Source organism: Streptosporangium sp. NPDC051022, assembly GCF_040683035.1.
Lineage (GTDB): Bacteria > Actinomycetota > Actinomycetes > Streptosporangiales > Streptosporangiaceae > Streptosporangium.
Genome location: NZ_JBFBCF010000012.1, coordinates 1 through 25,109, shown reverse-complemented (window position 1 = coordinate 25,109; position 25,109 = coordinate 1). Strand labels below are relative to the sequence as shown.

The window sequence follows — 25,109 nt, the reverse complement described above, 5'->3', positions numbered from 1 at the left end:
CGCCGGTGGGTCATCGGCACCGGGCGACCCGCCCGATGCCGATGCCGCGGACGGCGCCGTTCACGGCTCCGCCGGCGTCGCTCAGCCGAGGGCGATGGAGTCGCCCTCGACCTTGATCGTCTTTTCGGCGAGCGGCTTGTTGGCCGGGCCGTTGGTGACGGAGCCGTCGGCGATGCTGAACTTGCTGCCGTGACAGGGGCAGTTGATCGTGCCGCCGGAGACGCTTCCCACGTCACACCCCTGGTGGGTGCACACGGAGCTGAAGGCCTTGAACTCCCCCGCCTTCGGCTGGGTCACCACGATCTTCTCGGCCTTGAAGACCTTGCCGCCCCCCTCGGGGATGTCACCGGTCTTGGCCAGCGCCGCGCCCGATCCCCCGGCTCCCGACCCCGTCTCCGGGGCGGCGGCCGTGGAGGCGCCCCCCGTGGCCGGCTGTTCGTTGCCGCCGCACGCGGTCAGCAGCGCCGCCATCCCGACGCCTCCCGCGCCCAGCATCACCGCGCGGCGTGTCGTCGTCTCTGCCATGGTTGCCCCACCAGCTTTCTCATCCTCGGGTACGGCCGGCACTCCGGCGCCGGTTCAGCATGCCGCACCCGGCATCAAAAGGCTGTGAAGAATTACCGTCTCGATAGGTTTGAAGTGTGTCCCGGAGTGCGGCCCTCCGGAGGAGGAACCGGCCCACCGCCCAGCCCGCCCGCGGCCGCCGGGTCACGGGCGTGCGTCCGGTCCGCCGACGGCCCGGAGGGACGCACGTGCCGGACGGCGGAGCTCAGAGCATGACGATGCCGTCGCCGTCGACCTTCATGGCGTACTCGGCCAGCGGGGCCTCCGCCGGTCCCTTGAGGCACTTTCCGGAGTCGGCGGCGAACTCGCTGCCGTGGCAGGGACAGCGGATGATCCCGTCGGCGACCCTGCCGACCGCGCAGCCCCGGTGGGGGCAGCTGGCGTTGAACGCCTTGAACACGCCCGCCGTCGGCTGGGTGATCACGATCTTCCACTGGGTGATGACCTTGCCGCCGCCCACGGGCACGTCGGCGGTCCGCGCGACGACCTTCCCCTTGACCCCCGGGGGCACGACGGCCGGTCCGGTCTCTCCGGCGGCGCATCCGGTGAGCGCCGCCCCGCACGCCATCACGGCCGCGGCACCGATCACGTGCCTGCGCGTGGGCATGCCGGACTCGTCACTGCTGCTCATTACGGCCCTTCCGCAACGTCGCCCGTCGGAGGCGGGCACCCTCGTCAAGGGTATTGACGAGGGCGTTCGCTCCCGAAAACGGGCTCAGCTGCCCAGGATCTTGCGCAGGAAGCGGCCGGTGTGGCTGGCGTCGACCAGGGCGACCTCCTCGGGGGTGCCGGTGGCCAGCACGGTGCCGCCCCTGGAACCGCCCTCGGGCCCCATGTCGATGATCCAGTCCGCGGTCTTGATCACGTCGAGGTTGTGCTCGATGACGATGACGGTGTTGCCGCCGTCGACGAGCTTGCCCAGCACGCCCAGCAGGCGCCGGATGTCCTCGAAGTGCAGGCCGGTGGTCGGCTCGTCCAGCACGTAGATCGTCCGGCCCGTGGAGCGGCGCTGCAGCTCGGAGGCGAGCTTGACGCGCTGTGCCTCTCCTCCCGACAGGGTGGTCGCGGGCTGGCCGAGGCGGACGTAACCGAGGCCGACGTCGTTGAGCGTCTTGAGATAGCGCTTGATGGACGGGATGGCGTCGAAGAAGCCCAGGGCCTCCTCGATCGGCATGTCGAGCACCTCGGAGATCGTCTTGCCCTTGTAGTGGACCTCCAGGGTCTCCCGGTTGTATCGCGCCCCGTGACAGACCTCACACGGCACGTAGACGTCGGGCAGGAAGTTCATCTCGATCTTGATGGTGCCGTCGCCCGAGCAGGCCTCGCAGCGGCCGCCCTTGACGTTGAAGCTGAACCGGCCCTTCTGGTAGCCGCGGACCTTGGCCTCGGTGGTCTGCGCGAACAGATCGCGCACCTTGTCGAAGACACCGGTGTAGGTCGCCGGGTTCGAGCGGGGGGTGCGGCCGATCGGCGACTGGTCCACGTGCACGACCTTGTCGACGAGATCCATGCCGTTGACCCGGGCGTGGCGGCCCGGGACGGTCCGGGCGCCGTTCAGCTCCTTGGCCAGGGCGTTGTAGAGGATGTCGTTGACGAGCGTGGACTTGCCCGACCCCGAGACGCCGGTGACCGCCGTGAACAGCCCCAGGGGGAACTCCACGTCGACGCCCTTGAGATTGTGCTCCCGGGCGCCCTTCACCGTGATCTGCCGCTTCCTGTCGCGTTTGCGGCGGTTGGCGGGGATGGTGATGCTCCTGCGGCCCGACAGGTAGGCGCCGGTCAGCGACTCCTCACAGGCCAGCAGTTCGTCCACGGTGCCGGAGACCACGACCTGGCCGCCGTGCTCGCCCGCGCCGGGGCCGATGTCGACCACCCAGTCGGCGGCGGCGATGGTGTCCTCGTCGTGCTCGACCACGATGAGGGTGTTGCCCATGTCACGCAGCCTGATCAGAGTCTCGAGCAGCCGCTGGTTGTCGCGCTGGTGCAGGCCGATGGACGGCTCGTCGAGCACGTAGAGCACGCCGACGAGCCCGGAGCCGATCTGGGTGGCCAGGCGGATGCGCTGCGCCTCGCCACCGGCGAGGGTGCCCGAGGCGCGGTCCATGGTCAGATAGTCGAGACCCACGTCGAGCAGGAAGCCCATCCGGGCGTTGATCTCCTTGACCACCCGCTCGGCGATGTGCATGTCCCGGTCGGACAGCGTGAGCCCGGCCAGGAACTCGGCGCAGTCGCCGATCGACATCGCCGAGACCTCGGCGATCGAGCGGCCGTCCACCGTGACGGCCAGCGAGACCGGCTTGAGCCTGGCCCCTTGGCAGGCCGGGCAGGGGATCTCCCGCATGTAGCCTTCGTACTTCTCCCGCATGCCGTCGCTCTCGGACTCCGCGTGACGGCGCTGCACCCAGGGGACGACCCCCTCGAAGGTGGTGTAGTAGGAGCGCTGGCGGCCGTAGCGGTTGCTGTAGCGGACGTGGACCTGCTCGTCGTGACCGTACAGCAGCGCCTTCTGGGCCTTCTTGGAGAGTTTCTCCCAGGGCGTGTCGAGCTTGAACCCCATCGCTAGGCCGAGCGCCTCGATGAGACGGACGAAGTAGTCGCTGGTGTGCCCGCCGGCCCACGGGGAGACGGCGCCGTCGCCCAGGGCCTTCTCTGGGTCGGGGACGATGAGGTCGGGGTCGACCTCCATGCGCACCCCGAGGCCCGTGCACTCGGGACAGGCCCCGAAGGGCGAGTTGAAGGAGAAGGACCGGGGCTCCAGCTCCTCGAACGACAGGTCGTCGTAGGGGCAGTAGAGGTGCTCCGAGTAGAAGCGCTCGCGGTTGGGGTCGTTCTCCGGAAGGTCGACGAACTCCAGCGTGATCGTGCCGCCCGACAGCTGCAGGGCGGTCTCGACCGAGCCGGTCAGCCGGCTGCGGGAGCTCTCCTTCACCGAAAGGCGGTCGACGATCACCTCGATGTCGTGCTTCTCCTGCTTCTTCAGCGTCGGCGGCTCGTCGAGGCGGACCACGGTGCCGTCGACCCGGGCCCGGGCGAAGCCCTTGGCCTGGAGCTGGCCGAACAGCTCGGCGTATTCTCCCTTGCGGCCGCGGACGACCGGGGCGAGCACCTGGAAGCGGGTGCCCTCCGGAAGCTCCATCACCCGGTCGACGATCTGCTCCGGGCTCTGCCTGGCGATCGGGCGGGAGCACTGGGGGCAGTGCGGCTTTCCGATGCGCGCCCACAGCAGCCGCAGGTAGTCGTAGACCTCGGTGATCGTGCCGACCGTCGAACGGGGGTTGCGGCTCGTCGACTTCTGGTCGATCGACACCGCGGGTGAGAGCCCTTCGATGAAGTCGACGTCCGGCTTGTCCATCTGCCCGAGGAACTGCCTGGCGTAGGCCGACAGCGACTCGACATAGCGACGCTGCCCCTCGGCGAAGATGGTGTCGAAGGCCAGGCTCGACTTACCCGACCCGGACAGTCCGGTGAAGACGATCAGAGAGTCTCGTGGCAGGTCCAGCGAGACGTCCTTGAGGTTGTGTTCACGTGCGCCACGCACGATGAGGCGGTCAGCCACTGCGATCCCGACGTCGTTGTGAAGGTTGAGAAGCGGTCGCGGGAAGACTAGCCACGGGGTCCGACAGTTTTTCGGAGCAACGTCTGGGGGCTGGTGAGATCCCCGCCCTCACCAGGTTACGGCCTCCCCGCGGGGCCTACAGGCCACTTGGGATTTCAACCATCCGGACACCCCGTTTATGCCCTGGCCCAACCGCCTCACCAGGTGATGGAGTGTAGGGATGGATGTCACAGACGCGCTCCAGGCCGAGTTGACCGCCTCGAACGACCGCCTTCTCGCCACCGCGGCCAGACTGTCCGACGCCGACGTCGCGGCCGCCTCCCGCCTGCCCGGCTGGACCAGGGGACATGTCCTGACCCACCTCGCCCGTAACGCCGACAGTCACGTCAACCTGCTGACGTGGGCCAGGACCGGGATGGAGACCCCGCAGTACCCCGATCCGGACAGGCGCGACGCCGAGATCGAGGCGGGAGCCGCCCGGCCGGCGAAGGAGCAGCTGGCCGACCTGGAGGACAGTACGGCCCGGCTGGCGGAGGCGATCGCCACCCTGCCCGCGGAGTGCTGGGCGGCGACGGTCAGCGGCATGAACCCGCCCGGCCACCCCGCCTGGTACGTGCTGGCCCGCCGCCTGCGCGAGGTGGAGGTGCACCACGTGGACCTGGGGACGGCCTACGAGGTCGCCGACTGGCCCGAGGCGTTCGTCCGCCGGGAGCTGCACGACGCGATGGTGTGCTGGCCTCGCGACCCCGGCACGGTCAGTGAGATCGTGGTCGAGGAGGTCAAGGACTGGGAGACGCATCACCAGGTCTGGCGGGACCTCGGGTCCGGCCCCGTGGTGCAGGGCGACGCGTGGAGCCTGCTGGGCTGGCTGACCGGCCGCGCGTCGGGCGCCGGGCTTAGGGTGATGCCGGAGGGTGCGACGGGCAACCGGCCCGCGAGCACGGAGACACCTCCGGTGCCGCCGCCGTGGCCCGCGCTGTCCGCACCCCCCGGTCTTCCCGCGACCCCTCCGGAGGAGTACCCATGACATACACCGGCGACGTTCAGGTGGGCGGCCCCGCCGACGTCCGCGAGCTGCCCGCCCTGACGATCTCCAAACTGGCGGTCGGCCCGTTCGACAACAACGCCTATCTGGTGCGGTGCAACGAGACCGGCGACGGCGTGCTCATCGACGCCGCCGCGGAGGCCGACCGGCTGCTGGAGCTCATCGGCGACCGGCCGATCAGCAAGATCATCACCACCCACCAGCACCGCGATCACTGGCAGGCGCTGGAGCAGGTGGCGGGCGCGACGGGCGCGACGGTCGTGGCCCACCCGCTCGACGCGGCGGCACTTCCCGTGCCCGTCGGCCTCCTGGTCGAGCACGGGGACGGGGTCACCGTCGGCACGGTCACCCTGGAGGTCGTCCACCTGCGCGGGCACACGCCCGGCTCGATCGCCCTGCACCATCCCGGCCACCTGTTCACCGGCGACTCGCTCTTCCCCGGCGGTGTCGGCAACACCAACAAGGACCCGGAGCGGTTCGAGCGGCTGTTCACCGACGTGTCGGAGCGGATCTTCGACCGGCTGCCCGACGAGACCTGGGTGTATCCGGGGCACGGCAGGGACACCACGCTGGGCGCCGAACGCCCGTCCCTTCCGGAGTGGCGCGAGCGCGGCTGGTGACGGCCCCGCGGCACCCACGCCGATGACCCGCGGCGGGCGGGCCCGGTCATCGCCGGCCCCGCCCCCGCAGCCCGGACCGCCGTACGGCCCGGGCGACGCGGCCCCCGCAGGAGCGGGGGCCCGAAGGTCAGAAGGAGGAGAGGCTCTCGGCCTCCTTGCGCTCCCTGCGCTTCTCCCGCTTGAACATCAGCACGCGCAGCGGGATGGCGGAGACCATGGCGATCTGCATGATGGCACCGACCTTGATCAGGGTGTCGCCGCCGGCCAGGCCCGCGGCCCAGATGGTCAGGCAGGCGACGTTGATCATCATCCAGGCCAGGACCGCGGCGGCCAGGTTCCCCTTGGGCTTGGGATACTCGATCCGGCTGACCATGAGGTAGGCGATGCCGAAGATGGGCAGCACGGTCCAGGTCGAGGGCGCGAACAGCAGCACGACCGCGACCACGGTCATGGCGCCCATCGGGATGGGCAGGCCCATGAAGTCGCCGCTCTTGGTCTTCACGCACGCGAATCTGGCGAGCCGGATGACGCCGGCCAGCAGCACCGACGCCGCGGCGACCATCACCAGCGGGAACGAGATGTGCGGGTTGAACCCGGCCCAGATGACCACCATGAAGGCGGGGGCGAACCCGAAGCTGATCACGTCGGCCAGGTTGTCCAGCTCCGCGCCCATGGCCGAGGCGCGGAACTTGCGCGCCACCAGGCCGTCGAACAGGTCGCAGGTGGCACCGATCAGCAGCAGCACCACCGCGGTGCCGAAGAACCGGGGATCGGCCGCGAAGGGCTTGTGCTCCTGCAGCGCGCGGATCGCCGACCAGGCGAGCACGCACACCGACAGGAAGCCGCACAGCGCGTTGCCGAGGGAGAGGGAGTCGGCGGCGGAGAGCCGGAAGGCCTTGCCGACGGGCCCCCGGGGCTCGTCGTCCGTCTCGTCCAGGGGCCAGCTCGCGTCAGCCGTGGTCAAGGCCGGTCACCCCCGCGACGGTGCGCTGGCCGACCGACACCGCGGGCTCGATCCCCTCGGGCAGATAGACGTCCACCCGGGAACCGAGCCGGATGAGCCCGACCCGTTCGGCCCTGGCCACCTTGGCCCCCACCGTCAGGTAGGGGATGATGCGCCGCGCCACCGCGCCGGCGATCTGCACCATCTCGATGTCGCCGAGCTCGGTGTCCAGGTGCCACACGACCCGCTCGTTCTTGTCGCTGTCCTTGTTGAAGGCGGGGACGAACCCTCCGGCGACGTGCTCGATCGAGGTCACCGTACCGGCCAGCGGGGCGCGGTTGACGTGCACGTCGAGCGGGCTCATGAAGATGGCCACGCGCGTGCGGCCGTCCGGCCACGGGTCGATGCTCTGTACCACGCCGTCCGCGGGCGACAGGATCCTCGCCGTGCCCGGTGTGCGCTCGGGGTCCCGGAAGAACCAGAGCATGCCACCGGTGAGCGCGGTCAGCGGAACCGCCGCCAGCGCCCAGCGCCGGTCGCGACGGCTGAGCAGTGAGGTCACGGCGGCGGCCGCCACGGTCGGAAGCAACCACGGGGAGACGCCACGTGCCAGCCGTACGCGGCCCGGCTGGTGGCTTACTGAATCGTGGGACACAGGGAACCTTTTGTGATATCTGGCGGCGATAGACCGGTATGTCTACCCGCTCTGGGGCAGGATGCTACCCATCTCTCGGCCCTTGTACGGCGTAACGAGACAAGCAAAGCGCGTCACATGCCGATCCGCTAGCCTTGCTCGGCACTCGCGGAGGTCGTGATTTGCTTGCTTTCGCGTCCGTCGCGACGAGCCTTGATCAGGCTGGCCCCGGTGGTGACCACCATGGTGACGGCGATGACCGACAACGACAGCCAGATGGGCACTTCGGGCGCCCAGGACACGCCGCTGGAGTGCAGCGCCTCGGCAATCAGCTTAACCCCGATGAAGCCGAGGATGAACGCCAGCCCGTAGCTGAGGTAGGCCAGCCGCTGCAGCAGATCCCCGAGCAGGAAGTAGAGCTGGCGCAGGCCCATCAGCGCGAACGCGTTGGCGGTGAAGACGATGAAGGCGTCGGTGGTGAGGCCGAAGATGGCCGGAATCGAGTCGAGGGCGAAGAGCAGGTCGGTGGTGCCGATGGCGATCATCACGATGAGCAGCGGGGTGACCATGCGCCTGCCGTCGACCTTGACGACGACCTTGGAGCCCACGTAGTCGTCGGTGTGCGGCAGCACCCGGCGGGCCCAGCGCAGGACCGCGTTCTCCTTGACCTCCTCCTCGTCATGACCGTGCTGGCGCACCAGCTGCACCGCGGTGTAGAGGAGGAACAGTCCGAAGACGTAGAACAGCCAGCTGAAGCTCGACAGCGCGGCGGCGCCGACGGCGATGAAGCCGCCCCGCATGACCAGGGCCATCAGGATGCCGACCAGCAGCACCTTGTGCTGATGGACCTTCGGCACCGCGAAGCGGGTCATGATGATGTAGAAGACGAAGAGGTTGTCGACGCTCAAGCTGTATTCGGTCAGATAACCGGCGAAGAACTGCCCGGCGGAGGTCGCCCCCGCGAAGATCCACAGTGCGACACCGAAGAGCACCGCGAGCGTCACATAGAAACCGACCCAGAAGCTCGCCTGCTTCGTGGAGAACTCCCGTGGTTCACCCCGGTCCACGATCCACAGGTCAAAGGCCAGGACGACAAGAAGACCACCAATAACGGCAATCCATGCCCATACAGGAATAGTCACAACAAAACCTCCGGCGGCGCGCACGACTGACTGCCGGAGGTCTCTCCCGCCCGCGCGTGACCTCACGCGAACCGACAGCCCCGGGGGCCTCGTGGAGCGAGGCGGCACCGTGATGACGAGACTGTCGCGAAGGGATACTCCCCCCCTAACCAAGCCAGTATAGATGTGCGGCCCGGCTGCGCCTAATTCAACAATCGACCGCGGGTCGGTGTTCCCGGCCTTCGGGGTTCTGTCCGAGACCTTCAGGCGGCCCCGCCGGGCCCGTTCCGGCTCCCTCCCGCCCCTCCTCGGGCCGCCGACAGGCCGCCGTAGACCGTCAGCACCGCCTCCAGCGCCTGCTCCTCGCCGGGCAGCTCCCGGCCCCGCCGGGCGGCCGCCTCCCCCAGCGACACGGCGAGATCGTCGTCGGCCAGCAGCCTCCCGACCGCGTCACGCATCGCGGCGACGTCCCCGTACGGCACCAGCAGCCCCGCCTCACCCACCATCGGCGGGATCCCTCCCACCGAGGTCGCGATCACCGGGGTGCCCGCCCGCAACGCCTCCTGCACGACGAGCGGCTGCCCCTCCCAGCGGCTGGGGACCAGCAGCGCCCGGGCGATCCCGAGCAGGTCCCCGATGTCGTCCCGGTTGCCCAGCAGCCGTACCGGCAGGCCCTCCCGATCGATGCGCTCCCGCAGTTCCCCGCGCAGCGGCCCCTCCCCCGCGATCAGGAACACCGCCCGCCGCGCGGGTTCCCCCGCTCCGGCGGCGGTCCCGGAGACGGCGGAGCCGGAGGAGAGGGCCGCCGCGACGTCGAGGAGGGTTTCCAGCCCCTTCTGCTGGGCGAGCCTGGCGACCGTCAGGAGGAGCGGCCGATCGCCCGTGCCGAGTTCGGCCCCGAGTTCGGCGGGATCACGGCCCGAGACGGTCAGGACGGGCGCCGGGACGACGGCCGCCTCCACGCGCCCCGCGCCCAGCCGGGTCATCCGCTCCCCCAGGTCCGGTGAGACCACCAGGACCCGGTCGGCGCGGCGGGCGACGATCCGTTCGAGGAGACCGTAGATCGCGCCGACGGCCCCGCCCGCGGTGGCCGCGTTGTGCAGGGTCACGACCAGGCCGGTGCGGGTCCCGGTCAGCGCGAGCGCGGCCAGCGCCCCGGCCCGCAGCCCGTGAGCGTGCACGACGTGCGCCCCGCGCAGCGCCCGCAGCGCCAGCACCGCGCGCAGGTCGCTCAGCGGGCGGGGCCGGTCCGAGATCGGCACCGGCACGAACCTCGCCCCGAGCCGCCCGAACCCGAAGGTCTCCTCCGTGTCCGGCGGACCGGCCACGACCACCCGATGTCCCCCGCGCACCAGGCCCCCGGCCAGCATGGCCACGTGCCGCCCCACACCACCGGCGCTGGTTCCCAGCACCAGCACCGTCCTCAGTACCCCCTGCGCCCCGTGGGCTTCCTGTGCCTTCCGGGCCTCCGGATCAGCCATCGGAACGGCTCCTTCCTGAAGGGGACACCCGTCTGAACCGCATCAGCAGCATCCGGGCGTCCGGTCTGTCGATCACCGCGGCCACGGCCGCGAACGCCGCCGAACCGGCGGCCGCGGCCCCCAGCCCGACCGGCACGCACATCCACCTGGACACCCCGCCGAGGGCGGTGGTGACGGCCAGGCCCGCAGCCCAGGCCGCCAGCCCGCCCGCGACCGAGGCCAGCAGTCCCCGCCATGTCCCGCGCAGCGCCGCCTTCCCCCTGGCCCTCAGCACGGCGAGCACCAGCAGCACCCCCCCGACGGTCATGCCGGCCGTACTGCCCAGCGCCAGCCCGCCGACCACGTCGGTCCGCTCGCCCGCGGCGTGGGCCAGCACGATCTGGGCGACCAGCGCGACCGCCCAGCCCGCGACCGAGGCCGCCGCGGCCGACCGGCCACGGCCGCAGGCGTACAGGACGCGGGCGAGGTGGAACATCAGCGCGTACCCCACCAGGCCCGGCGCGAACAACGCGACGGCGCGCGCCATCTCCGCGGGATCGCCGCCCGGCGTGCCCTCGACGAACACCCGGGAGACGGGCACGGCGACGGCCGCCATCACCCCGGCTGCGAGCCCCATGACCAGCAGGATCACCCGGGTGGTCGAGGAGGCCAGATCGTCGAATCCGGCCAGGTCCCCGTCACCGGCCCGGGTGGACAGCACCGGGAAGGAACTGGTGGCGATCGGCACCACGAGCACCGCGAAGGGAAGCTGGTACAGCGCCCAGGCATAGGTGTAGACGCCCGTCGCCCCGGCCCCGCCCAGGTCGTTGGCCAGCCGGACGACCACGGTCAGCGCGACCTGCTGGGCGATGAGGACGGCGAGGCCCGCGGTGGCGAGCCCCCGCGCGCGGACGGCGACCCCGGGCGGGAAGGACAGCGAGGGCCGCAGGCGCAGCCGCAGCCGGGCGACGGGGCCGATCACCGTGAGCACCATCGCGGCGGCGGCGATCGTCGCGCCGAGGGAGAGCGTCAGCTGTCCCGCCGTGGTGAGGGCCGACAGGTCCTTCGCCGCCTCACCGCCGATCGGCTTGAAGACCAGGTAGGAGGCGACGATGAGCAGGCTGGAGACCAGGGGCGCCAGGGCGGGCCCCATGAAACGCCGGTGGGCCTGGAGCACGCCGTACAGGATGACGGCGAGCCCGAAGAAGATCATCCGAGGCGCGAAGACGACCAGCATCTCCCGGCCGGCCTCGACGACCCGCGCCACGTCGCAGTCGCCGACGTCGCCGACCAGCAGCGTGACGATCGGCCCCGCGAACGCGGCGATGAGCAGGGTCAGCGGGACCAGGACCAGCAGCACCCAGGTGAGCAGCGCCGACGTGATCCGCCCGACCTCGGCCCTGGCCTGGGGGTCCGTGCCGGACCTGGAGGCGGCCGAGGCCAGCACCGGCACCACCGTGCCCGCCAGCGCGCCCCCGGCGACCAGCTCGAAGACGATGTTGGGAACGTAGTTGGCGGTGTTGTAGGCGGTGCTCAGGCAGAGGTTTCCGACGGTCTGGGATTGCACGAGATAGCGGCCGAACCCCACGACCCGGGCCACGACGGTCACGATCCCGATGAGGAGCGCCGCCCCGGCGACCCCCTGCCCGATCTTTCTGATCATCGGTTGGCGGGTGCCTGCTCCACGGGACGGCGGCCCAGCATGTCGATGCGGTTGAGCACCGGGTTGGCGGCGATGACCCTGGTGAAGCTGATCCGCTCGGAGGCGGCGGTCAGCGCGACCACGGTGCCGAGCACGGCCAGGCGTCCCGGCCTGCCCAGGGTGACGGCCGCGGCCAGGCCGACCAGCGCGCCCAGCGCGTTCGCCCCCGCGTCGCCCAGCATGGCCCGCTCGCCCAGGTCCTCGGGCAGCAGCGCCACGGCGGCGCCGACGGGCAACGCGGTCAGCGCGGCGGGAACCGGGTCGTCACGGCGCAGCCCGGCCGCCAGCAGGGGGGCGCCGACGAGCAGGCCGACCTTGATGGCCCGCCCGGGGCGCAGGTCGAAGAGGTTGGCCAGGTTGGCGGTGCCCGCGACGATCGCGCCGTCGACCACGACGTCGACGGGCCCCCGGGAGGTCAGCGCGGCGGCGGCCAGGCCGGTCAGGCCGATCCCGAAGATCTTCACGGCGCCGCTGGTGACCTCGCCCTTGACCAGGGCGCTCAGATGCCCCTTGAACCCCTTGGAGGAGGTGGCACCGTACAGGTCGTCGTAGGCCCCCAGGACCCCACTGCCCGTCACCGCCAGCAGGGCGGCCGCGCGGATCCTGGCGGGCAGGCCGGGGAGCACGGCGGCGGCCGCCGCGGTACCGGCGACGAAGGCCGGTCCCTCCAGCAGGGTGATCTGCTCGTCCCTGTGGTTGGTCCTGGCCCAGGTCTCCACGTCGCCGACCGGCGGCCTGCGGGTGAAGGCGGCGTAGGCGGCGCGGGCGGCCGCCGCGCCGAGAAACGCGCCGGCCAGAGCGCCGAGAAGAGCGCGACGAGCCATGGGGTCATCCTCCGGAGGTGGCCGTGGGGGTTGGAGACGCGCTGGGCTCGATACCCGAGACGCCGGGGCCCATGCCGTACTGGCCGGAAGCACCGGACAGCTGCTCCCGCAGAGCGTAGACCACGACGACCCTGCCCGCGGGCATATCGGCGTTGTCGACGCTGGAGACCTTCTCCACGGCGACGGCGTCATCGCGCAGCGCGGCGACGGCCCCGCCCGCCGCGCTGCTGCTCGGCGCCCCGGCCAGCACGGTCCCGCGGCCGGCCTCGTCCAGCCCGGTGGCCAGCGAGACGATCGCCCCCGCCTGCGTCACGGCGTCGTCACCGGTGTACGGCTCCGCGGGCGCGATCAGCACGACCAGGTCGGCGCGCTTGGCGGGCTGCTCGGTGAAGGTGATCAGGCCACCGCGCTGGAAGGCGTCGAGGACCCCGGCGGCGACCGTGTTCGTCTTGCCCACCTGGGCGGGATCGCCGGTCACGATCGCGTTCGCGAGCACCGCGGCCGCCTTGTCGTAGGGCGTGTCCTCGGCGAGGAAGGTGAGGTCGACCGGCTTGGCGTCGGTGGCCAGTTTGTCGACGAAGAGCGACTGGGCGGTGTCGATGTACTTGTCGGTGAGGGTGACCCGGCCGCTCACGGTCGCCCCGGACGCGGTGATCACCTGCTGCACCGCCTCACGCGTGCCCACCGAGCCGCCGGGGGCCTCCACGATCACGACGCGCTCGCCCGCGAGCGCGTCCCGCACGAGCCGCGAGGTGTCGGCCGTGATGAAGGCGTCGTTGGCGGCGTTGCGGCCCTGCACGGTCTTCAGCTCGGCGCGGAGCTCGGTGTTGCTCAGCCTGAGCTGGTTGGCGAGGGTCTCCGCGGTGTCGATGGCCGGTTCCTTCAGCAGGGTCGTGCCCAGCACGATGCCGACCGACAGCGCGAGGAAGATCGCGACGATGGAGACAAGGTGATAACGGAAATCGATCACGAGAAGAGTCCGACCAGCCAGAATGTGAAGCCGTTCCAGACGTCGCGGACGCTGTCGAGCCAGATCTTGCCCACCGGGGAGACGATGATGGCCAGCCCCATGGTGATCAGCGTGGTGGCGACGAGCAGGAGCAGAGACGGAGTGGAGATCCGGCTGCGGTAGAGCCGGCTGACGCCTTTTGCGTCGATGAGCTTGCCCCCGACCCGCAGGCGGGTGAGGAAGGTGCTGGCCATGCCGGAGCGGCCCTTGTCGAGAAACTCGACAAGCGTGGCGTGGGTGCCGACCGCGACGATCAGGTCGGCGCCCTTGTCGTCGGCGAGCAGCATGGCGATGTCCTCGCTGGTGCCGATCGCGGGGAAGACCACGGCGCTGTGGCCGAGCTGCTGGACCCGCTCCAGGCCCGGCGCCCTGCCGTCCCGGTAGGCGTGCACGACCAGCTCGGCACCGCAGGTCAGGGCCTTGGCGGACACCGAGTCGAAGTCGCCGACGATGACGTCGGGCACGTAACCGGCCTCCATGAGCGCGTCGGCGCCGCCGTCGACTCCGATCATGACCGGGCGGTACTCGCGGATGTAGGGGCGCAGGGCGGCGATGTCCTCCTTGTAGTGGTAACCGCGCACCACGATGAGGACGTGCCGCCCCTCCATGACGGTCCCGATGTCGGGAACGCCGACCCCGTCGATGAGGAGGTCGCGCTCGCGCCGGACGTATTCCATGGTGTTGGCCGCGAACGCCTCGATCTGGACGGTCAGCCCGGCCCGCGCCTCGACCATCGCGGCCTCGACCGACTCGGCCGTCTGCACGTCACCCTTGCCGACCACCTCGTCGTCGAGGTAGACGACGCCCTCGTGCACCCGGACCAGGTCGCCGTCCTTGATCCGGTCGAACAGCTCGGCGGTGGCGTTGTCGAGGAACGTCACGCCCGCCTCGACGATGATCTGCGGCCCCAGGTTGGGATAGCGGCCGCTGATGCCCGCGGCGACGTTGACCACGGCCGCGGCACCGCACGCGACAAGGGCCTCCGCGCTCACCCTGTCGACGTCGACGTGATCGATGATCGCGATTTCCCCGGCCCTGAGGCGCTTGGTCAGCCTCTTGGTCCGCCGGTCGATCCTCGCCACTGCCGTCGCCCCGGGGAGGTCCGTGACCTTCCTGCGGCGGAGGTAACCGTTGAGCCTGTGTTGCAGCCCGTCAGTCGGCACCTTCATCACGACCATCCTGCCAGAGGGAAAGAGCGGCGGAGCCGCGCGGCCGACGGCGTGTCAGGTTCGTCACTGGAGATCCACACGTGGCCCCGCTCCCCCGAGCTATCCAAAACAGTCCTTGTTATTCCTTCTCACCCGCCGACGGCAGGCGTCTCCACACCCCACACGGACGACGACCACCCTCTCACGCCCCACCGGTGACGACGGCCCGCTCGGCCCCGTCCGTGACGGCCGCCTCCGGACGCCCCGGCCGCGGCGGTCCTCCCCCGCCCCGAGTGCGGCGCCGTGGCACGCTCCCGTCACGCGCTCTCTCCGCGCTCCCCCGGTGGGGGCCGTCCTCACCGGCCCGGCCCACGACGTTCCCCTCCCGCCTCCCGCGGGCGCCCCCGTGGCCGCGCGCCCTCACGCCGTGCGGGCGCGGGCCCGCTTCAGGCCTTGTCCGCGGCGGCGATCGAGAGCAGCTCCTCGGCGTGCGCCCTGCCCAGCTCCGAATCCTCCAGTCCCGCGAGCATACGCGACAGCTCGCGGGCTCGGCCGTCCTTGTCAAGAGCGAGCACGCCACTGCGCACCACACTGCCGTCGCTCGCCTTCTCCACGACGAGATGCTGGTCGGCGAAGGCCGCGACCTGGGGCAGATGAGTGACGACTATCACCTGGGCGGTGCGCGCGAGGCGCGCCAGCCTGCGGCCGATCTCCACCGCGGCCTTACCGCCGACCCCCGCGTCGACCTCGTCGAACACGAACGTGGGAACCGGGTCGGCACCGGCGAAGACGACCTCGATGGCGAGCATGACCCGGCTCAGCTCACCGCCCGAGGCACCTTTGTTCAGCGGCAGCGGCGGCGAGGCGGGATGCGGGGACATGCGCAGCTCGACCTCGTCGACGCCGTGCGGCCCGAAGTCGCCGACGGTCATGGCGACCACCACCCTGGCGTGCGGCATGGCCAGCGCGGTGAGCTCCTCGGTCACCGCCTGCCCGAACCGTTCGGCGGCGGCGGCGCGGATCCGGGTCAGCTCGGCGGCCAGCTCGGTGAGGCGCCCGGTGAGCTCCTCGTGCTCACGGGCGAGCTCGCCGATCCGCTCGTCGTCGCCTTCGAGCTCTGCGACGCGCTGCGACGCCCGGGCCGCCCAGTCCAGCACCACCCCGGTGTCCTGGCCGTACTTCCTGATGAGGTGGGTGAGCACGGCCCGGCGCTCCTGCACGACCGCCAGCCGCATCGGGTCGGCCTCGACCGACTCGGCGTAGGCGGCCAGCTCGGTGGCGACGTCGGACAGGAGGTAGCCCGCCTCGGCCAGCCGGTCGGCGATGCCGGCCAGCGCGGGATCGAAGTCCCGTACGGCCTCGACGGCGGTGCGCGCCTGGCCGACCAGGGTGACGGCGTCCTGCATCTCCTGCTCGACGGACATCGGGTCGCCGAGCAGGGCGCGGTGCGCGGTCTCCGCCGCACTCCTGAGGGAGTCGGCGTGCGAGAGGCGCTCCTCCTCCTCGCGCAGCTCGTCCTCCTCCCCCTGCCGGGGGTCGGCCTGCTCGACCTCCTGCAGCCCGAACCTGAGCAGGTCGGCCTCCTGGGCGCGCTCCCTGGCCTTGGCGGTGAGCTCCGCCAGCTGGTCGGCGACCTGCTTGTGCCGCTTGTAGGCCTGTTCGTAGGCGCGCAGCGGCTTGACCAGCTCATCGCCCGCGTAGCGGTCGAGGGCGGCGCGCTGGCGGCCCGGCTGGAGCAGCCGCTGCTGGTCCATCTGGCCGTGCACGGCCACCAGGTCCTCGGCCAGGTATGTGAGGGTGCCCACGGGGACCGTGCGCCCGCCGAGCCAGGCCCGGCTGCGGCCTTCGGCGGAGACGGTGCGCGAGATGATCAGCTCGCCGTCCTCGACCTCACCGCCCAGGTCCTGCACCTGCTGGGCGACCCGGCCGGCCGGATCGACCACGAGCGTGCCCTCGACGGTGGCCTTGTCCGTGCCAGGACGGACACGGGCCGGGTCGGCCCTGCCGCCGAACAGCAGCCCGAGACCGGTCACCACCATGGTCTTACCCGCACCGGTTTCGCCCGTGAGCACGGTGAAGCCCGGCGAGAGCACCAGAACGGCCTCGTCGATCACACCGAGCCCTTGGATGCGGACCTCCTCGACCCTGGGTCGCACTGGTCCCTCCCGTCACATCGAATTCACCGAACATCAGTGCGGTGCGCGGGCACGATCCTACGCGCTCGGGAAGCCCACCGCCCGGACGAGCTAGGGTCGCGTACGGCCACGCCATCCTTGGACCGGAAGGTCGAACTTGGCGACCAGCCTGTCGGTGAAAGGCGCCCCGGTGTCCTCCACACCGTGCAGGCGGGCCAGCCGTACCGGAAGCTCCGCCCTGCGGACCTCGACGCGCGCCCCCGCGGGCAGATCGAACCTGCGGCGGCCGTCGCACCACAGCACCGCCCCCGCCGTCGCGGGCTGGATCTCCAGCGCCAGCGTGGAGCGCGGGGAGACCACCAGCGGCCGGGCGAACAGCGCGTGCGCGCTGATCGGCACCAGCAGCATCGCCTCGACCTCGGGCCACACCACGGGACCGCCCGCCGAGAAGGCGTAGGCGGTCGACCCGGTCGGCGTGGCGCAGATGACCCCGTCACACCCCCAGCGCGACAGCGGCCGCCCGTCGATCTCCGCGACCACCTCGAGCATCCGCTCGCGCTTCTCCACCGTGGCCTCGTTCAGCGCCCAGGTGTCGGCCAGCAGCTGCCCGTTGAGGCGGGCGGTGACCTCCACGGTCATCCGCTCCTCCACGTCGTAGCGGCCCCGGACCACGGAGTCGACCGCGTCCGCGAGGTCCTCGACCTCGGCCTCGGCCAGGAAGCCGACGTGCCCGAGGTTGACGCCGAGCAGCGGCACCCCGGCGGGCCGGGCGATCTCCGCGGCCCGCAGCAGGCTGCCGTCGCCGCCCAGCACGATCATCATCTCGGCGTCCTGGACCGCCGCCTCGCTCGCGGGCATCACGTCCACGCCCGCGCACGCGATCGACTCGGCCTCGGCCCGCAGGACCCGCACGGTCAGCCCGGCGTCGAGCAGCTGTCCGATCACCAGGCGGGCACTGTCGACGGCCGCTCCCCGCCCGGTGTGGGCGGTGACCAGCATGGTGCGCTCGGCAGTCATTTTCCACTCTCTCGGGGAGTAGGCACTACTGAGGGCCCTCCGCCACCGCTCGTTCGATCTCGGCGGCGAGATCCTCGACCGGCGGCGCGCCCTCCCCCTTGCCCAGCCAGATGACGTACTCGACGTTGCCCGACGGACCCGGCAGCGGACTCGCGGTGACGCCCCGCACGGTCAGGCCGAGCGTCCGCGCGGCCTCAGCGACATCCTGTACGGCCTGAGCCCGCAGTGCGGGGTCCCTGACGACCCCGCCCGCGCCGACCCGCTCCCTGCCGACCTCGAACTGGGGCTTGACGAGCATCGCGAAGTCCGCTTGCCCGGCGGCGCAGGCGGCCAGGGCGGGAAGCACCAGGCGCAGCGAGATGAACGACAGGTCGCCGACGATCAGTGTCGGCGGCTGTCCCACCATGTCGGGTGTCAGGTCCCTGACATTGACCCGCTCCATGACCGTGACCCGTTCGTCGGTCCGCAGCGACCAGGCGAGCTGGCCGTACCCGACGTCGACGGCGAGCACGTGCGCCGCGCCGTTGCGCAGCAGCACATCGGTGAAGCCCCCGGTCGAGGCACCGGCGTCCAGGCAGCGGCGCCCCGCGACGGTCAGCCCCAGGGGCCCGAAGGCCTCCAGCGCGCCGAGGAGCTTGTGCGCTCCCCGGGAGACGTAGTCGGGCCCCTCGAGGGCCTCCGCGACCACGATCGCGGAGGCGGTCTCCACCTGGGTGGCGGGCTTGGCCGCGGTCCTGCCGCCGACGGTGACCCGGCCCGCCTCGATGAGCTGGGCCGCCTGCTCACGGGAGCGGGCGAGCCCGCGACGTACCAGCTCGCTGTCGAGGCGCGTGCGCCGGCTCATCGCTGCCGATCCGGGGTGCCGTCCACCGACGCGAGCGCTCCCTCAAGTTCGGCGAACACCTGTTCGAACACGCTCACGTGCCCCGCTACGGGCACCCCGCCCAGCCGGGCGAGCCCGCCCAGCGCGGCGTCCACCCGCTCCTCGCCGATCTCCCCCGGCAGGTCCGTCATGCGCCCCCTCCGGAGCCGTTCTTCACCGACTTGACGTCCGCACGGGCGCGCGGCGCGCGAGCCGCCTCGCCCGTTGACGCCTCGAACCGTATCGGAAGCCGCCGCCCTCGTCGTCCCGGCGACCTCACCCGCGCTCCCGGCCGTGTTCCCGCCCCTGTTTTCGCCCCTGTCTCCGGCGCTGTCTCCGGCGCTGTTTGCGGCCTCGTTCCCAGCCGTGTTTCCGGCCGTCCCCATCTCCGGCGGGCCCACCGGGGCACCCGCCGTTCCTCCCTCCACGGCGGGTCTCCCGGCCTTCCCCGCCGCCCGGCCGCGTGGCCGGGAGGGGCCACTTCCCCGGAAGGGCCCGGTTCCCCGGGAGGCGGATGATCGTTCCGGGAAATCACGCGATCGGCGAACTACTGCGGGCACCTCGTTCGTTGTCCCCTCAATGAGATCGGTAGTCACCCACACATATCCTCGCGACGCTTCGAACACCATGGCAGAAGCCCCCTTCCCCGCGTACCCCCCGTGTGCCGGACCACATGCCGTGTTCATGTGGAACGCTACCGTCCGGAGAAACAAGGGATTCGGACCGGCCCGAACAGAGGCCCGGTTCGAACAGAAGGGAGCGCCAAGCGATGGCGACGGTCGACGAGTGCCGGGTGGCACTGCGCAAACTCGGCGAGCAGTTCGACGAGCTTGACCAGGAGAGTCGCGCCAGGCACGTGGTCGAGCGCAGCATCAGCTGCCGCATCAGCGACCTGGGGGTCACCTTCTACGGCCGTATCCACCACGGCGGGCTCGGCCCCTTCGACGACCTGCCCCCGGCCGACGGCAAGCCCGTCAACGTGAAGCTGACCATCGGCAGCGACGACCTGATCGCCCTGGTCGACGGCGAGCTCGACATGGGGCGCGCGGTGTTCAGCGGCCGGGTCAAGGTGGACGCCAGCTTCGGCGACCTGATGCGGCTGCGCAAGCTTCTGTGAGCGTGGTCCGCCGTGACCGGCGGCGGCAGGGCGGCGGACCCGTACGGATCACGCACCCTTCCGTCCTCCCCCCGGAACGGCCCCGTGCCCGGGAAACGGCCCGCATGGGAACGGCCCCGCGTCCGGGAATCGGCTCGCATGGGAACGGCCGATACGCCCTACGGGGTGTGACGGACAGGGTCCGGCACGGGAAAGAGGAGGCGTGGAGCGTGCCACGGCAGCGCCGTCAGCGGTGATCGCCGTTCTCCCCGGGGAAGGGAGCCCCTCCTGAGAGCACGGAGGCGAGGACGGCTTTCACGGCGTCCTCGTCCGCCCTCCCGTCACCGGCGGCCTCCCAGGTCGCGGCGCAGGCCGCCCTGAGCCCGTCGACAGGATCCCCCCTACCGTCGAGGTGGAGACGGCCGCCGTCCCAGCGGGCGCTCCACCCTCCGCAGCCCCAGCCGTCCTCGCCACGCCGTACCCGGGGGTAGGGCCGGTGCAGGGCCGACAGGTCGGCGGCGACGTACGTGGGCCGATGCCGGGGGGTGGCGGTCAGCAGGTCGAGCGGGGTCGTCACGCCGGTCAGTACCAGCAGGCCGTCGACCCCGGCGTTCGTCGCCCCCTCGATGTCGGTGTCGAGCCGGTCGCCGACCACCAGCGGCCGTTTCGATCCGGTGCGCAGCATCGACTCTCGGTGCAGCGGCGGCTCGGGCTTGCCCGCGACGATCGGCTCGACGCCGGTCGCCGTGGCGATCACCCGGGTCATCGCGCCGTTGCCCGGGAGCTCCCCCCGCCTCGTCGGCATGGTCGCGTCGGCGTTCGCGGCCACGAACAGGGCCCCCTGCCGTACGGCCAGCGTCCCCTCTGCCAGCAGGCCGTAGGAGAGGTTGGGGGCCATCCCCTGCACCACGGCCACCGGGGCGTCCAAGGCGGTGCTGACCGGGCGCAGCCCGTGGGCGCGCAGCGCGCTGCGCAGCCCCGTCCCGCCGACCACCAGCACGGCCGCGCCCGGTTCGACCCGTTCGGCGATCAGCCGCGCGGCGGCCTGCGCGGAGGTGACCACGTCCTCGGGGGACGCCGGAGCGCCGAGCGCCTCCAGATGCTCGGCGATCGCACCGGGGGTTCGCGAGGCGTTGTTGGTGACGTAGGCGAGCCGCACACCGCGTTCCATCGCCCGCCGCAATGCCTCGGGAGCCCCCGGCACGGCATCGTGCCCGAGATACACCACCCCGTCCAGGTCGAGGAGAAGGGTGTCATATGGGTCGATCAGCGTCTGCGTGTCCACCCGCCCATTTCACCATCCGCGAGGATCACACCTGGCGGGCACGTAAGGTCGCCCGGACGCTGCGCAGCGCCGACACGTAATGTCGCTGATCAGGACGCATGGCGGCGGCGATGGCCAGGGGTTCCTGGGCTCCCTCCATGTCACCGGCCCGCCACAGGGCGAGGCCGAGCCCGAAATAGGCGTAATCTTCGGCTGGATTGGCATCGATAATCCACCGGAAGCTGTCGGCGGCATCGGCGTACTGCCTGGAGTTGAACTGGGCGCGGGCGAGCGCCTCACGAATGCTCCGCGACTCCGGCTCGGCGCCGGCGGCGCGTTCCAGCAGCGCGGCGGCCGCGGCCGGGCTGCCCTCGCCCAGGAGCTTCATTCCTCGTTGAAACCATTCGTAGACGTCCCCGACCGGAGCGCCCGTCTCGGGGTTGGGGGAATCAGACGGACCGCTACGTCCTTGGACCATACGTGAGGCCTCCTTCATCGACAGACGACAGATCTGGCCGACTCCCTGACGGACCGGGGCGCCGCCGCGCCATCGCTGCGACCCCTGGACGTTTCAGGCCTTTATGGCAGCATGCCCTATATGGCGAATCCTGAACTGCCGATACCCGATGGGCTCGTGCTTCGCCCGTTCCGCGGTGTACGGTTCGCGATCGACAATCCCGCCGAGGTGACCTCTCCACCTTACGATCTCATCGAAGAAAACAACGAGCGGGAACTACTCGACTCACATCCCAACAACGTGGTGCGGCTGATCCTTCCCGGCTTCGACCGTCACAGGTACGCCGAGGCGCGGGAGACCCTGGACACCTGGCTCTCCTCCGGGGTGCTGATCGCCGATGAGACTCCCGCCCTCTACGTCTACGAACAGACGGGCCCCGGAGTCCTCCAGCGCGGGATCATCGGCGACGTGGGCCTCGCCACCCCACAACAGCGGATCATCCTGCCGCACGAGGACGTGATGCCCGGCCCGGTCGCCGACCGGCTGGCCCTGATGCGCGTGACCGAGGCCAACCTGGAGCCGATCTTCCTGCTCTATCAGGGCGAGAACGGCGCCGCCACCCGCCTCGTCGACCTGGTCGCCACCTCCCGGCCGCCGCTGGTCGAGACGGAGACCCGCGACGGGGTCAGGCACCGGCTGTGGGCCGTCACCGACCCCGGCGAGCTCGACACCGTCAACGCCGATCTCCGCGGCCGGCAGGCTCTCATCGCCGACGGTCACCACCGCTACGCCACCTATCTCGCCCTCCAGCGGGAACACCACCTCTCGACGGGTGAGGACGCCCCGGACGCGCCTCTCACGAGCACGGAAGACACGGATCCCCCAGGCGCGGACGTCCGGGCCGGGGAGACCCTCAACGCGACCCCCTGGAACGAGGACACCTCCCGGACGAGAACCCCGAACACGGGGACCTCGAACACCGACGTCCGGGACACCTCCGACACGTCGCCCCCGGACACGCCCTCTCACCCCGCAACCCCGGGCACGCCCGGCCGCCCCGCAGCCCCAGGCGCATCCGCCCGGGCCGCGACCCCGGGCGCCCCCGGCCGCCCCGCGACGCCGGGCCCGTGGGACTTCGGCCTGGCGCTCCTGGTGGACGCGGGCTCCTACCCGCCCGATCTCAGAGCCATTCACCGGGTCATCCTGAATCTGCCGCTTGAGGAGGCGCTGTCCAAGGCGGGAAGGGCCTGGCAGGTACACGAGTACGCCGACCTCTCCGAGGGACTGGCGGCACTGGCGGACGCCGCCGAACCGGCCTACCTCCTGTCCGACGGCGGTACGGCACATCTGCTGGTCCATCCCGACCCCGAACAGCTCGAACACGCCATGCCCGCCGACCGCTCCGCCCGATGGCGTGCGATGAACACCGCCGTCCTCGCGGAGTTCGTACTGCCCAGGCTCTGGGGGATGCGAGACGACGAACACTCCGTGCGCGTCGTGCACCACGATCCGGCGACGGCCGTACGGCTGGCCCGGGACTCCGGGGGGACCGCGGTGTTGCTCAACCCGCTGACCGTCGACGACGTGCTCACAGTCGCGGCACAGGAGGAACGAGTGCCCCGTAAGTCCACCTCCTTCGGCCCCAAGCCCCGCAGCGGGCTGGTGCTGCGAATGCTCGCCCTCGACTGACTGCGACGTTGACCCCGGCGACGGCGGCCCTCGCGATCGCGCATCGGAACACGGCACAGTCCCACGGGCGAGACGTCCGAGGCCATCGGGGGCGGTCGCCTCTCCGGAACCGGTGACCCCTCCGGAACATCGCATGACTTCTCCGGGAGGCGGCGCAGCGCCTCGCCGCGGGGTACGTCTCCGTATCTCACGGGGTACGTCTCCGCATCGGCCGACCGCTCGCCTTTCCTCACCGGTTCACCGGCTCACCGGCCGCCTCCGGTGACGCATCCGTTTCCCCACCCGGTGGCGCGTCCGTTCGCCCGCGCGGCGGCTCGCCGTCTCGCGGATGGGGCACCGTCATGCAGCGCCGGACGGACGCCGGATCGTTCTGCTCGATGTCCGGAGCCAGCCCCGAACCGGAGAAACGCCGTGCCTTCCCCCTCTCGGGAACGTCCCTCGCGGGCAGGAGTGACCGCACCGGCCGGGGCGGAGCCGAGGCCGAAACGCGTCCGTCATCGTCGGCGGCGACGGCGACGGCGGCCGGGCGCTCAAGACGCCTCGCCGACCGGACCTCGACCTCGTAACCCGACGACTTCGCCCCGTCGGCTCCCCACCAGCGGCGGCGCAGCGCGCCCACTACCTCGACCATGTCGTCGGGAAGCCACTCGGCCACGGCGACGGTGACCTCTGGCTCGAACGACGCGCACGGAATGGTGTCCACCCGGGTCCCGCGACCGCGTTGCTGCCGCCGGACGATCATCCTCCAGGTGCCGAGCGTGCTCCCGCTCTGCAGTGACCTGACACGCACCGCCTCGGGTAGCCGGCCCACCAGGATGACCTCGTTGCGATCCATCGAATCCTCCTTCGATCTCTGCCGATCAGGAACGACTCTTTACGATTGAGCTATGCCGGAGCGGTCCGAACGCCGTTCTGGGGATATCCGTTCCAGTTCTGAGGTGGCCTGTGGACAACGTCACCGCCCTCGGCGGAGAGGTCTATGAGATCGATACGAGGATGGCGGGATATTCCGGCATCACGGCTGGATACCTGATCCTTGGAGACCGTCCCTGTCTGGTGGAGACAGGCACCGCCACGTCGGCTCCCGTGGTGCGCGACGCCCTGGCCTCTCTGGGCGTCGGTCCGGAGGACCTCGCGACCGTCGTGGTGACCCACATCCATCTGGACCACGCCGGCGGGGTCGGGGACATCGCCGGGTTCTACCCCCAGGCGGAGATCGTGGTCCACGAGAAGGGGGCCCGGCATCTCGCCGACCCCTCCCGGCTGATGGCCAGCGCCCGAATGGTCTGGGGCGACAAACTCGACACCCTGTTCGGCGAACTGTCCCCCACCGAGTCCGCGCGGATCCGCGCACTCGGCGACACGGGGACCATCGATCTCGGCAACGGGCGCACGCTGAGCAGTCACTATTCTCCCGGACATGCCAAGCACCACGTGGGGCTGATCGACTCCGGCACCGGTGACCTCTACGTCGGCGACGCGGCCGGGGTCTACCTTCCACAGACGGGTGATCTGCGTCCCGCCACCCCGCCACCGGACTTCGACCTGCAGACCGCGCTGGACTCGATAGCGCTGTTCGAGGCACTGGGCCCGCAACGACTGCTGTTCAGTCACTACGGGCCGGTCACGGACGTGGAGGAGACTCTGGGACGCTCCGCCGAGGAGCTACGCGTCTGGGTCGACCTGACCCGCCAGGCGCACTCCGAGGGCCTGGACCTGGACCACGCGGTGGCGATGGTCAGAGAGCGGACGCGGGAGCGGTACGCGGCGATGAAGGCCGACGACGCGACCGCCGAGCAGTTCGAAATCCTCAGCGGCGCTCCGTCCAACGTGGCGGGCATCCTTCACTGGTTGAACCGCGTCCAACCCTAGTGCTGCGTTCCTCATAGCCGGTAGACGAACGTGCGGCGCAGGACCCGAGGTTGAGGTGGTGGTCGCCCCCAGATCCAGGGCTGGGCGCGGG

The 25,109-nt window shown here is 71.2% G+C and carries 23 protein-coding genes; 5 read left to right on the top strand and 18 right to left on the bottom strand.

Annotated features, from left to right (window positions below):
* Positions 1–81: 81 nt before the first annotated feature.
* From AB0N02_RS20565 to uvrA, 3 genes are all read right to left on the bottom strand, one after another.
* Entirely contained in the window at positions 82–525 is a 444-nt protein-coding gene (locus AB0N02_RS20565) for a Rieske (2Fe-2S) protein (RefSeq protein ID WP_363948716.1), read from the bottom strand.
* Between the two features lie 244 nt (positions 526–769).
* Positions 770–1,195 carry a Rieske (2Fe-2S) protein gene (locus AB0N02_RS20560; protein WP_363948713.1) on the bottom strand — a complete coding sequence of 142 codons (426 nt, stop codon included), beginning with the start codon at positions 1,193–1,195 and terminating at the stop codon, positions 770–772.
* A gap of 84 nt (positions 1,196–1,279) precedes the next feature.
* Positions 1,280–4,120: an excinuclease ABC subunit UvrA gene (gene uvrA, locus AB0N02_RS20555; protein WP_363948710.1), complete on the bottom strand. Its 2,841-nt coding sequence runs from the start codon at positions 4,118–4,120 to the stop codon at positions 1,280–1,282.
* A gap of 220 nt (positions 4,121–4,340) precedes the next feature.
* Between uvrA and AB0N02_RS20550 the strand changes: the two genes are divergently transcribed.
* Together AB0N02_RS20550 and AB0N02_RS20545 are read left to right on the top strand one after the other, a co-directional pair.
* Positions 4,341–5,147, top strand: coding sequence for a maleylpyruvate isomerase family mycothiol-dependent enzyme (locus AB0N02_RS20550; protein WP_363948708.1), 807 nt, complete (start codon positions 4,341–4,343; stop codon positions 5,145–5,147).
* Positions 5,144–5,785: an MBL fold metallo-hydrolase gene (locus tag AB0N02_RS20545; RefSeq protein WP_363948705.1), complete on the top strand. Its 642-nt coding sequence runs from the start codon at positions 5,144–5,146 to the stop codon at positions 5,783–5,785. Before AB0N02_RS20550 ends, AB0N02_RS20545 begins: the two co-directional genes overlap by 4 nt.
* A gap of 127 nt (positions 5,786–5,912) precedes the next feature.
* On the opposite strand, the gene pssA is transcribed toward AB0N02_RS20545, so the two are convergent.
* The 12 genes from pssA to AB0N02_RS20485 form a co-directional block, all read right to left on the bottom strand.
* A complete protein-coding gene (gene pssA, locus AB0N02_RS20540) occupies positions 5,913–6,749 on the bottom strand; it encodes a CDP-diacylglycerol--serine O-phosphatidyltransferase (RefSeq protein WP_363948704.1) in 837 nt (278 codons plus the stop codon).
* Positions 6,736–7,383 carry a phosphatidylserine decarboxylase gene (locus AB0N02_RS20535; protein ID WP_363948702.1) on the bottom strand — a complete coding sequence of 216 codons (648 nt, stop codon included), beginning with the start codon at positions 7,381–7,383 and terminating at the stop codon, positions 6,736–6,738. Before AB0N02_RS20535 ends, pssA begins: the two co-directional genes overlap by 14 nt.
* Before the next feature lie 128 nt (positions 7,384–7,511).
* Positions 7,512–8,504, bottom strand: coding sequence for a TerC family protein (locus tag AB0N02_RS20530; protein WP_363948700.1), 993 nt, complete (start codon positions 8,502–8,504; stop codon positions 7,512–7,514).
* Between the two features lie 242 nt (positions 8,505–8,746).
* Positions 8,747–9,964, bottom strand: coding sequence for a glycosyltransferase family 4 protein (locus AB0N02_RS20525; RefSeq protein ID WP_363948698.1), 1,218 nt, complete (start codon positions 9,962–9,964; stop codon positions 8,747–8,749).
* The gene (locus tag AB0N02_RS20520) at positions 9,957–11,606 is read right to left on the bottom strand and encodes a lipid II flippase MurJ (protein ID WP_363948696.1); all 1,650 of its coding nucleotides are present in this window, start codon (positions 11,604–11,606) and stop codon (positions 9,957–9,959) included. Before AB0N02_RS20520 ends, AB0N02_RS20525 begins: the two co-directional genes overlap by 8 nt.
* Positions 11,603–12,469, bottom strand: a complete 867-nt coding sequence (locus AB0N02_RS20515) for a hypothetical protein (protein ID WP_363948694.1) — start codon at positions 12,467–12,469, stop codon at positions 11,603–11,605. Before AB0N02_RS20515 ends, AB0N02_RS20520 begins: the two co-directional genes overlap by 4 nt.
* A 4-nt stretch (positions 12,470–12,473) precedes the next feature.
* Complete coding sequence (locus AB0N02_RS20510; protein WP_363948692.1) at positions 12,474–13,439, bottom strand: copper transporter; 966 nt, start codon at positions 13,437–13,439, stop codon at positions 12,474–12,476.
* The gene (gene steA / locus AB0N02_RS20505; RefSeq protein ID WP_363948689.1) at positions 13,436–14,647 is read right to left on the bottom strand and encodes a putative cytokinetic ring protein SteA; all 1,212 of its coding nucleotides are present in this window, start codon (positions 14,645–14,647) and stop codon (positions 13,436–13,438) included. Before steA ends, AB0N02_RS20510 begins: the two co-directional genes overlap by 4 nt.
* 425 nt (positions 14,648–15,072) lie before the next feature.
* Complete coding sequence (gene recN, locus AB0N02_RS20500) at positions 15,073–16,782, bottom strand: DNA repair protein RecN (protein WP_363948686.1); 1,710 nt, start codon at positions 16,780–16,782, stop codon at positions 15,073–15,075.
* Positions 16,783–16,872: 90 nt separating this feature from the next.
* Positions 16,873–17,778 carry an NAD kinase gene (locus AB0N02_RS20495; protein ID WP_363948683.1) on the bottom strand — a complete coding sequence of 302 codons (906 nt, stop codon included), beginning with the start codon at positions 17,776–17,778 and terminating at the stop codon, positions 16,873–16,875.
* 25 nt (positions 17,779–17,803) lie between these two features.
* Positions 17,804–18,622 carry a TlyA family RNA methyltransferase gene (locus tag AB0N02_RS20490; RefSeq protein WP_363948680.1) on the bottom strand — a complete coding sequence of 273 codons (819 nt, stop codon included), beginning with the start codon at positions 18,620–18,622 and terminating at the stop codon, positions 17,804–17,806.
* Entirely contained in the window at positions 18,619–18,792 is a 174-nt protein-coding gene (locus AB0N02_RS20485; RefSeq protein WP_363948677.1) for a hypothetical protein, read from the bottom strand. Before AB0N02_RS20485 ends, AB0N02_RS20490 begins: the two co-directional genes overlap by 4 nt.
* 617 nt (positions 18,793–19,409) lie before the next feature.
* Between AB0N02_RS20485 and AB0N02_RS20480 the strand changes: the two genes are divergently transcribed.
* Positions 19,410–19,757 (top strand): SCP2 sterol-binding domain-containing protein, encoded by a 348-nt coding sequence (locus AB0N02_RS20480; protein WP_363948674.1) that lies wholly within the window; start codon positions 19,410–19,412, stop codon positions 19,755–19,757.
* A 226-nt stretch (positions 19,758–19,983) separates the two neighbouring features.
* On the opposite strand, the gene AB0N02_RS20475 is transcribed toward AB0N02_RS20480, so the two are convergent.
* Together AB0N02_RS20475 and AB0N02_RS20470 are read right to left on the bottom strand one after the other, a co-directional pair.
* Complete coding sequence (locus AB0N02_RS20475) at positions 19,984–21,021, bottom strand: HAD-IIA family hydrolase (protein WP_363948671.1); 1,038 nt, start codon at positions 21,019–21,021, stop codon at positions 19,984–19,986.
* A gap of 25 nt (positions 21,022–21,046) precedes the next feature.
* Entirely contained in the window at positions 21,047–21,388 is a 342-nt protein-coding gene (locus tag AB0N02_RS20470; RefSeq protein WP_363948669.1) for a tetratricopeptide repeat protein, read from the bottom strand.
* Positions 21,389–21,598: 210 nt separating this feature from the next.
* On the opposite strand from AB0N02_RS20470, the gene AB0N02_RS20465 reads away from it, so the two are divergent.
* On the top strand, positions 21,599–23,146 hold the full coding sequence (locus tag AB0N02_RS20465) for a DUF1015 domain-containing protein (protein WP_363948666.1): 1,548 nt from the start codon (positions 21,599–21,601) through the stop codon (positions 23,144–23,146).
* 229 nt (positions 23,147–23,375) lie between these two features.
* Here AB0N02_RS20465 and AB0N02_RS20460 read toward each other — a convergent pair whose 3' ends face one another.
* Positions 23,376–23,981: a hypothetical protein gene (locus tag AB0N02_RS20460; RefSeq protein WP_363948664.1), complete on the bottom strand. Its 606-nt coding sequence runs from the start codon at positions 23,979–23,981 to the stop codon at positions 23,376–23,378.
* A 110-nt stretch (positions 23,982–24,091) separates the two neighbouring features.
* Here AB0N02_RS20460 and AB0N02_RS20455 point away from each other — a divergent pair, with 110 nt between their 5' ends.
* On the top strand, positions 24,092–25,018 hold the full coding sequence (locus tag AB0N02_RS20455; RefSeq protein WP_363948662.1) for an MBL fold metallo-hydrolase: 927 nt from the start codon (positions 24,092–24,094) through the stop codon (positions 25,016–25,018).
* Positions 25,019–25,109: the final 91 nt, after the last annotated feature.

Bases quoted from the DNA above. Each gene is read 5' to 3' on its own strand.
- AB0N02_RS20565 (WP_363948716.1), bottom strand. From the start codon at position 525: ATGGCAGAGACGACGACACGCCGCGCGGTGATGCTGGGCGCGGGAGGC.
- AB0N02_RS20525 (WP_363948698.1), bottom strand. From the start codon at position 9,964: ATGGCTGATCCGGAGGCCCGGAAGGCACAGGAAGCCCACGGGGCGCAG.
- AB0N02_RS20515 (WP_363948694.1), bottom strand. From the start codon at position 12,469: ATGGCTCGTCGCGCTCTTCTCGGCGCTCTGGCCGGCGCGTTTCTCGGC.
- AB0N02_RS20560 (WP_363948713.1), bottom strand. From the start codon at position 1,195: ATGAGCAGCAGTGACGAGTCCGGCATGCCCACGCGCAGGCACGTGATC.
- AB0N02_RS20550 (WP_363948708.1), top strand. From the start codon at position 4,341: ATGGATGTCACAGACGCGCTCCAGGCCGAGTTGACCGCCTCGAACGAC.
- AB0N02_RS20485 (WP_363948677.1), bottom strand. From the start codon at position 18,792: ATGACGGACCTGCCGGGGGAGATCGGCGAGGAGCGGGTGGACGCCGCG.
- AB0N02_RS20545 (WP_363948705.1), top strand. From the start codon at position 5,144: ATGACATACACCGGCGACGTTCAGGTGGGCGGCCCCGCCGACGTCCGC.
- AB0N02_RS20465 (WP_363948666.1), top strand. From the start codon at position 21,599: ATGGCGAATCCTGAACTGCCGATACCCGATGGGCTCGTGCTTCGCCCG.
- AB0N02_RS20460 (WP_363948664.1), bottom strand. From the start codon at position 23,981: ATGGATCGCAACGAGGTCATCCTGGTGGGCCGGCTACCCGAGGCGGTG.
- AB0N02_RS20470 (WP_363948669.1), bottom strand. From the start codon at position 21,388: ATGAAGCTCCTGGGCGAGGGCAGCCCGGCCGCGGCCGCCGCGCTGCTG.
- AB0N02_RS20520 (WP_363948696.1), bottom strand. From the start codon at position 11,606: ATGATCAGAAAGATCGGGCAGGGGGTCGCCGGGGCGGCGCTCCTCATC.
- AB0N02_RS20490 (WP_363948680.1), bottom strand. From the start codon at position 18,622: ATGAGCCGGCGCACGCGCCTCGACAGCGAGCTGGTACGTCGCGGGCTC.
- AB0N02_RS20480 (WP_363948674.1), top strand. From the start codon at position 19,410: ATGGCGACGGTCGACGAGTGCCGGGTGGCACTGCGCAAACTCGGCGAG.
- steA (WP_363948689.1), bottom strand. From the start codon at position 14,647: ATGAAGGTGCCGACTGACGGGCTGCAACACAGGCTCAACGGTTACCTC.
- AB0N02_RS20495 (WP_363948683.1), bottom strand. From the start codon at position 17,778: ATGACTGCCGAGCGCACCATGCTGGTCACCGCCCACACCGGGCGGGGA.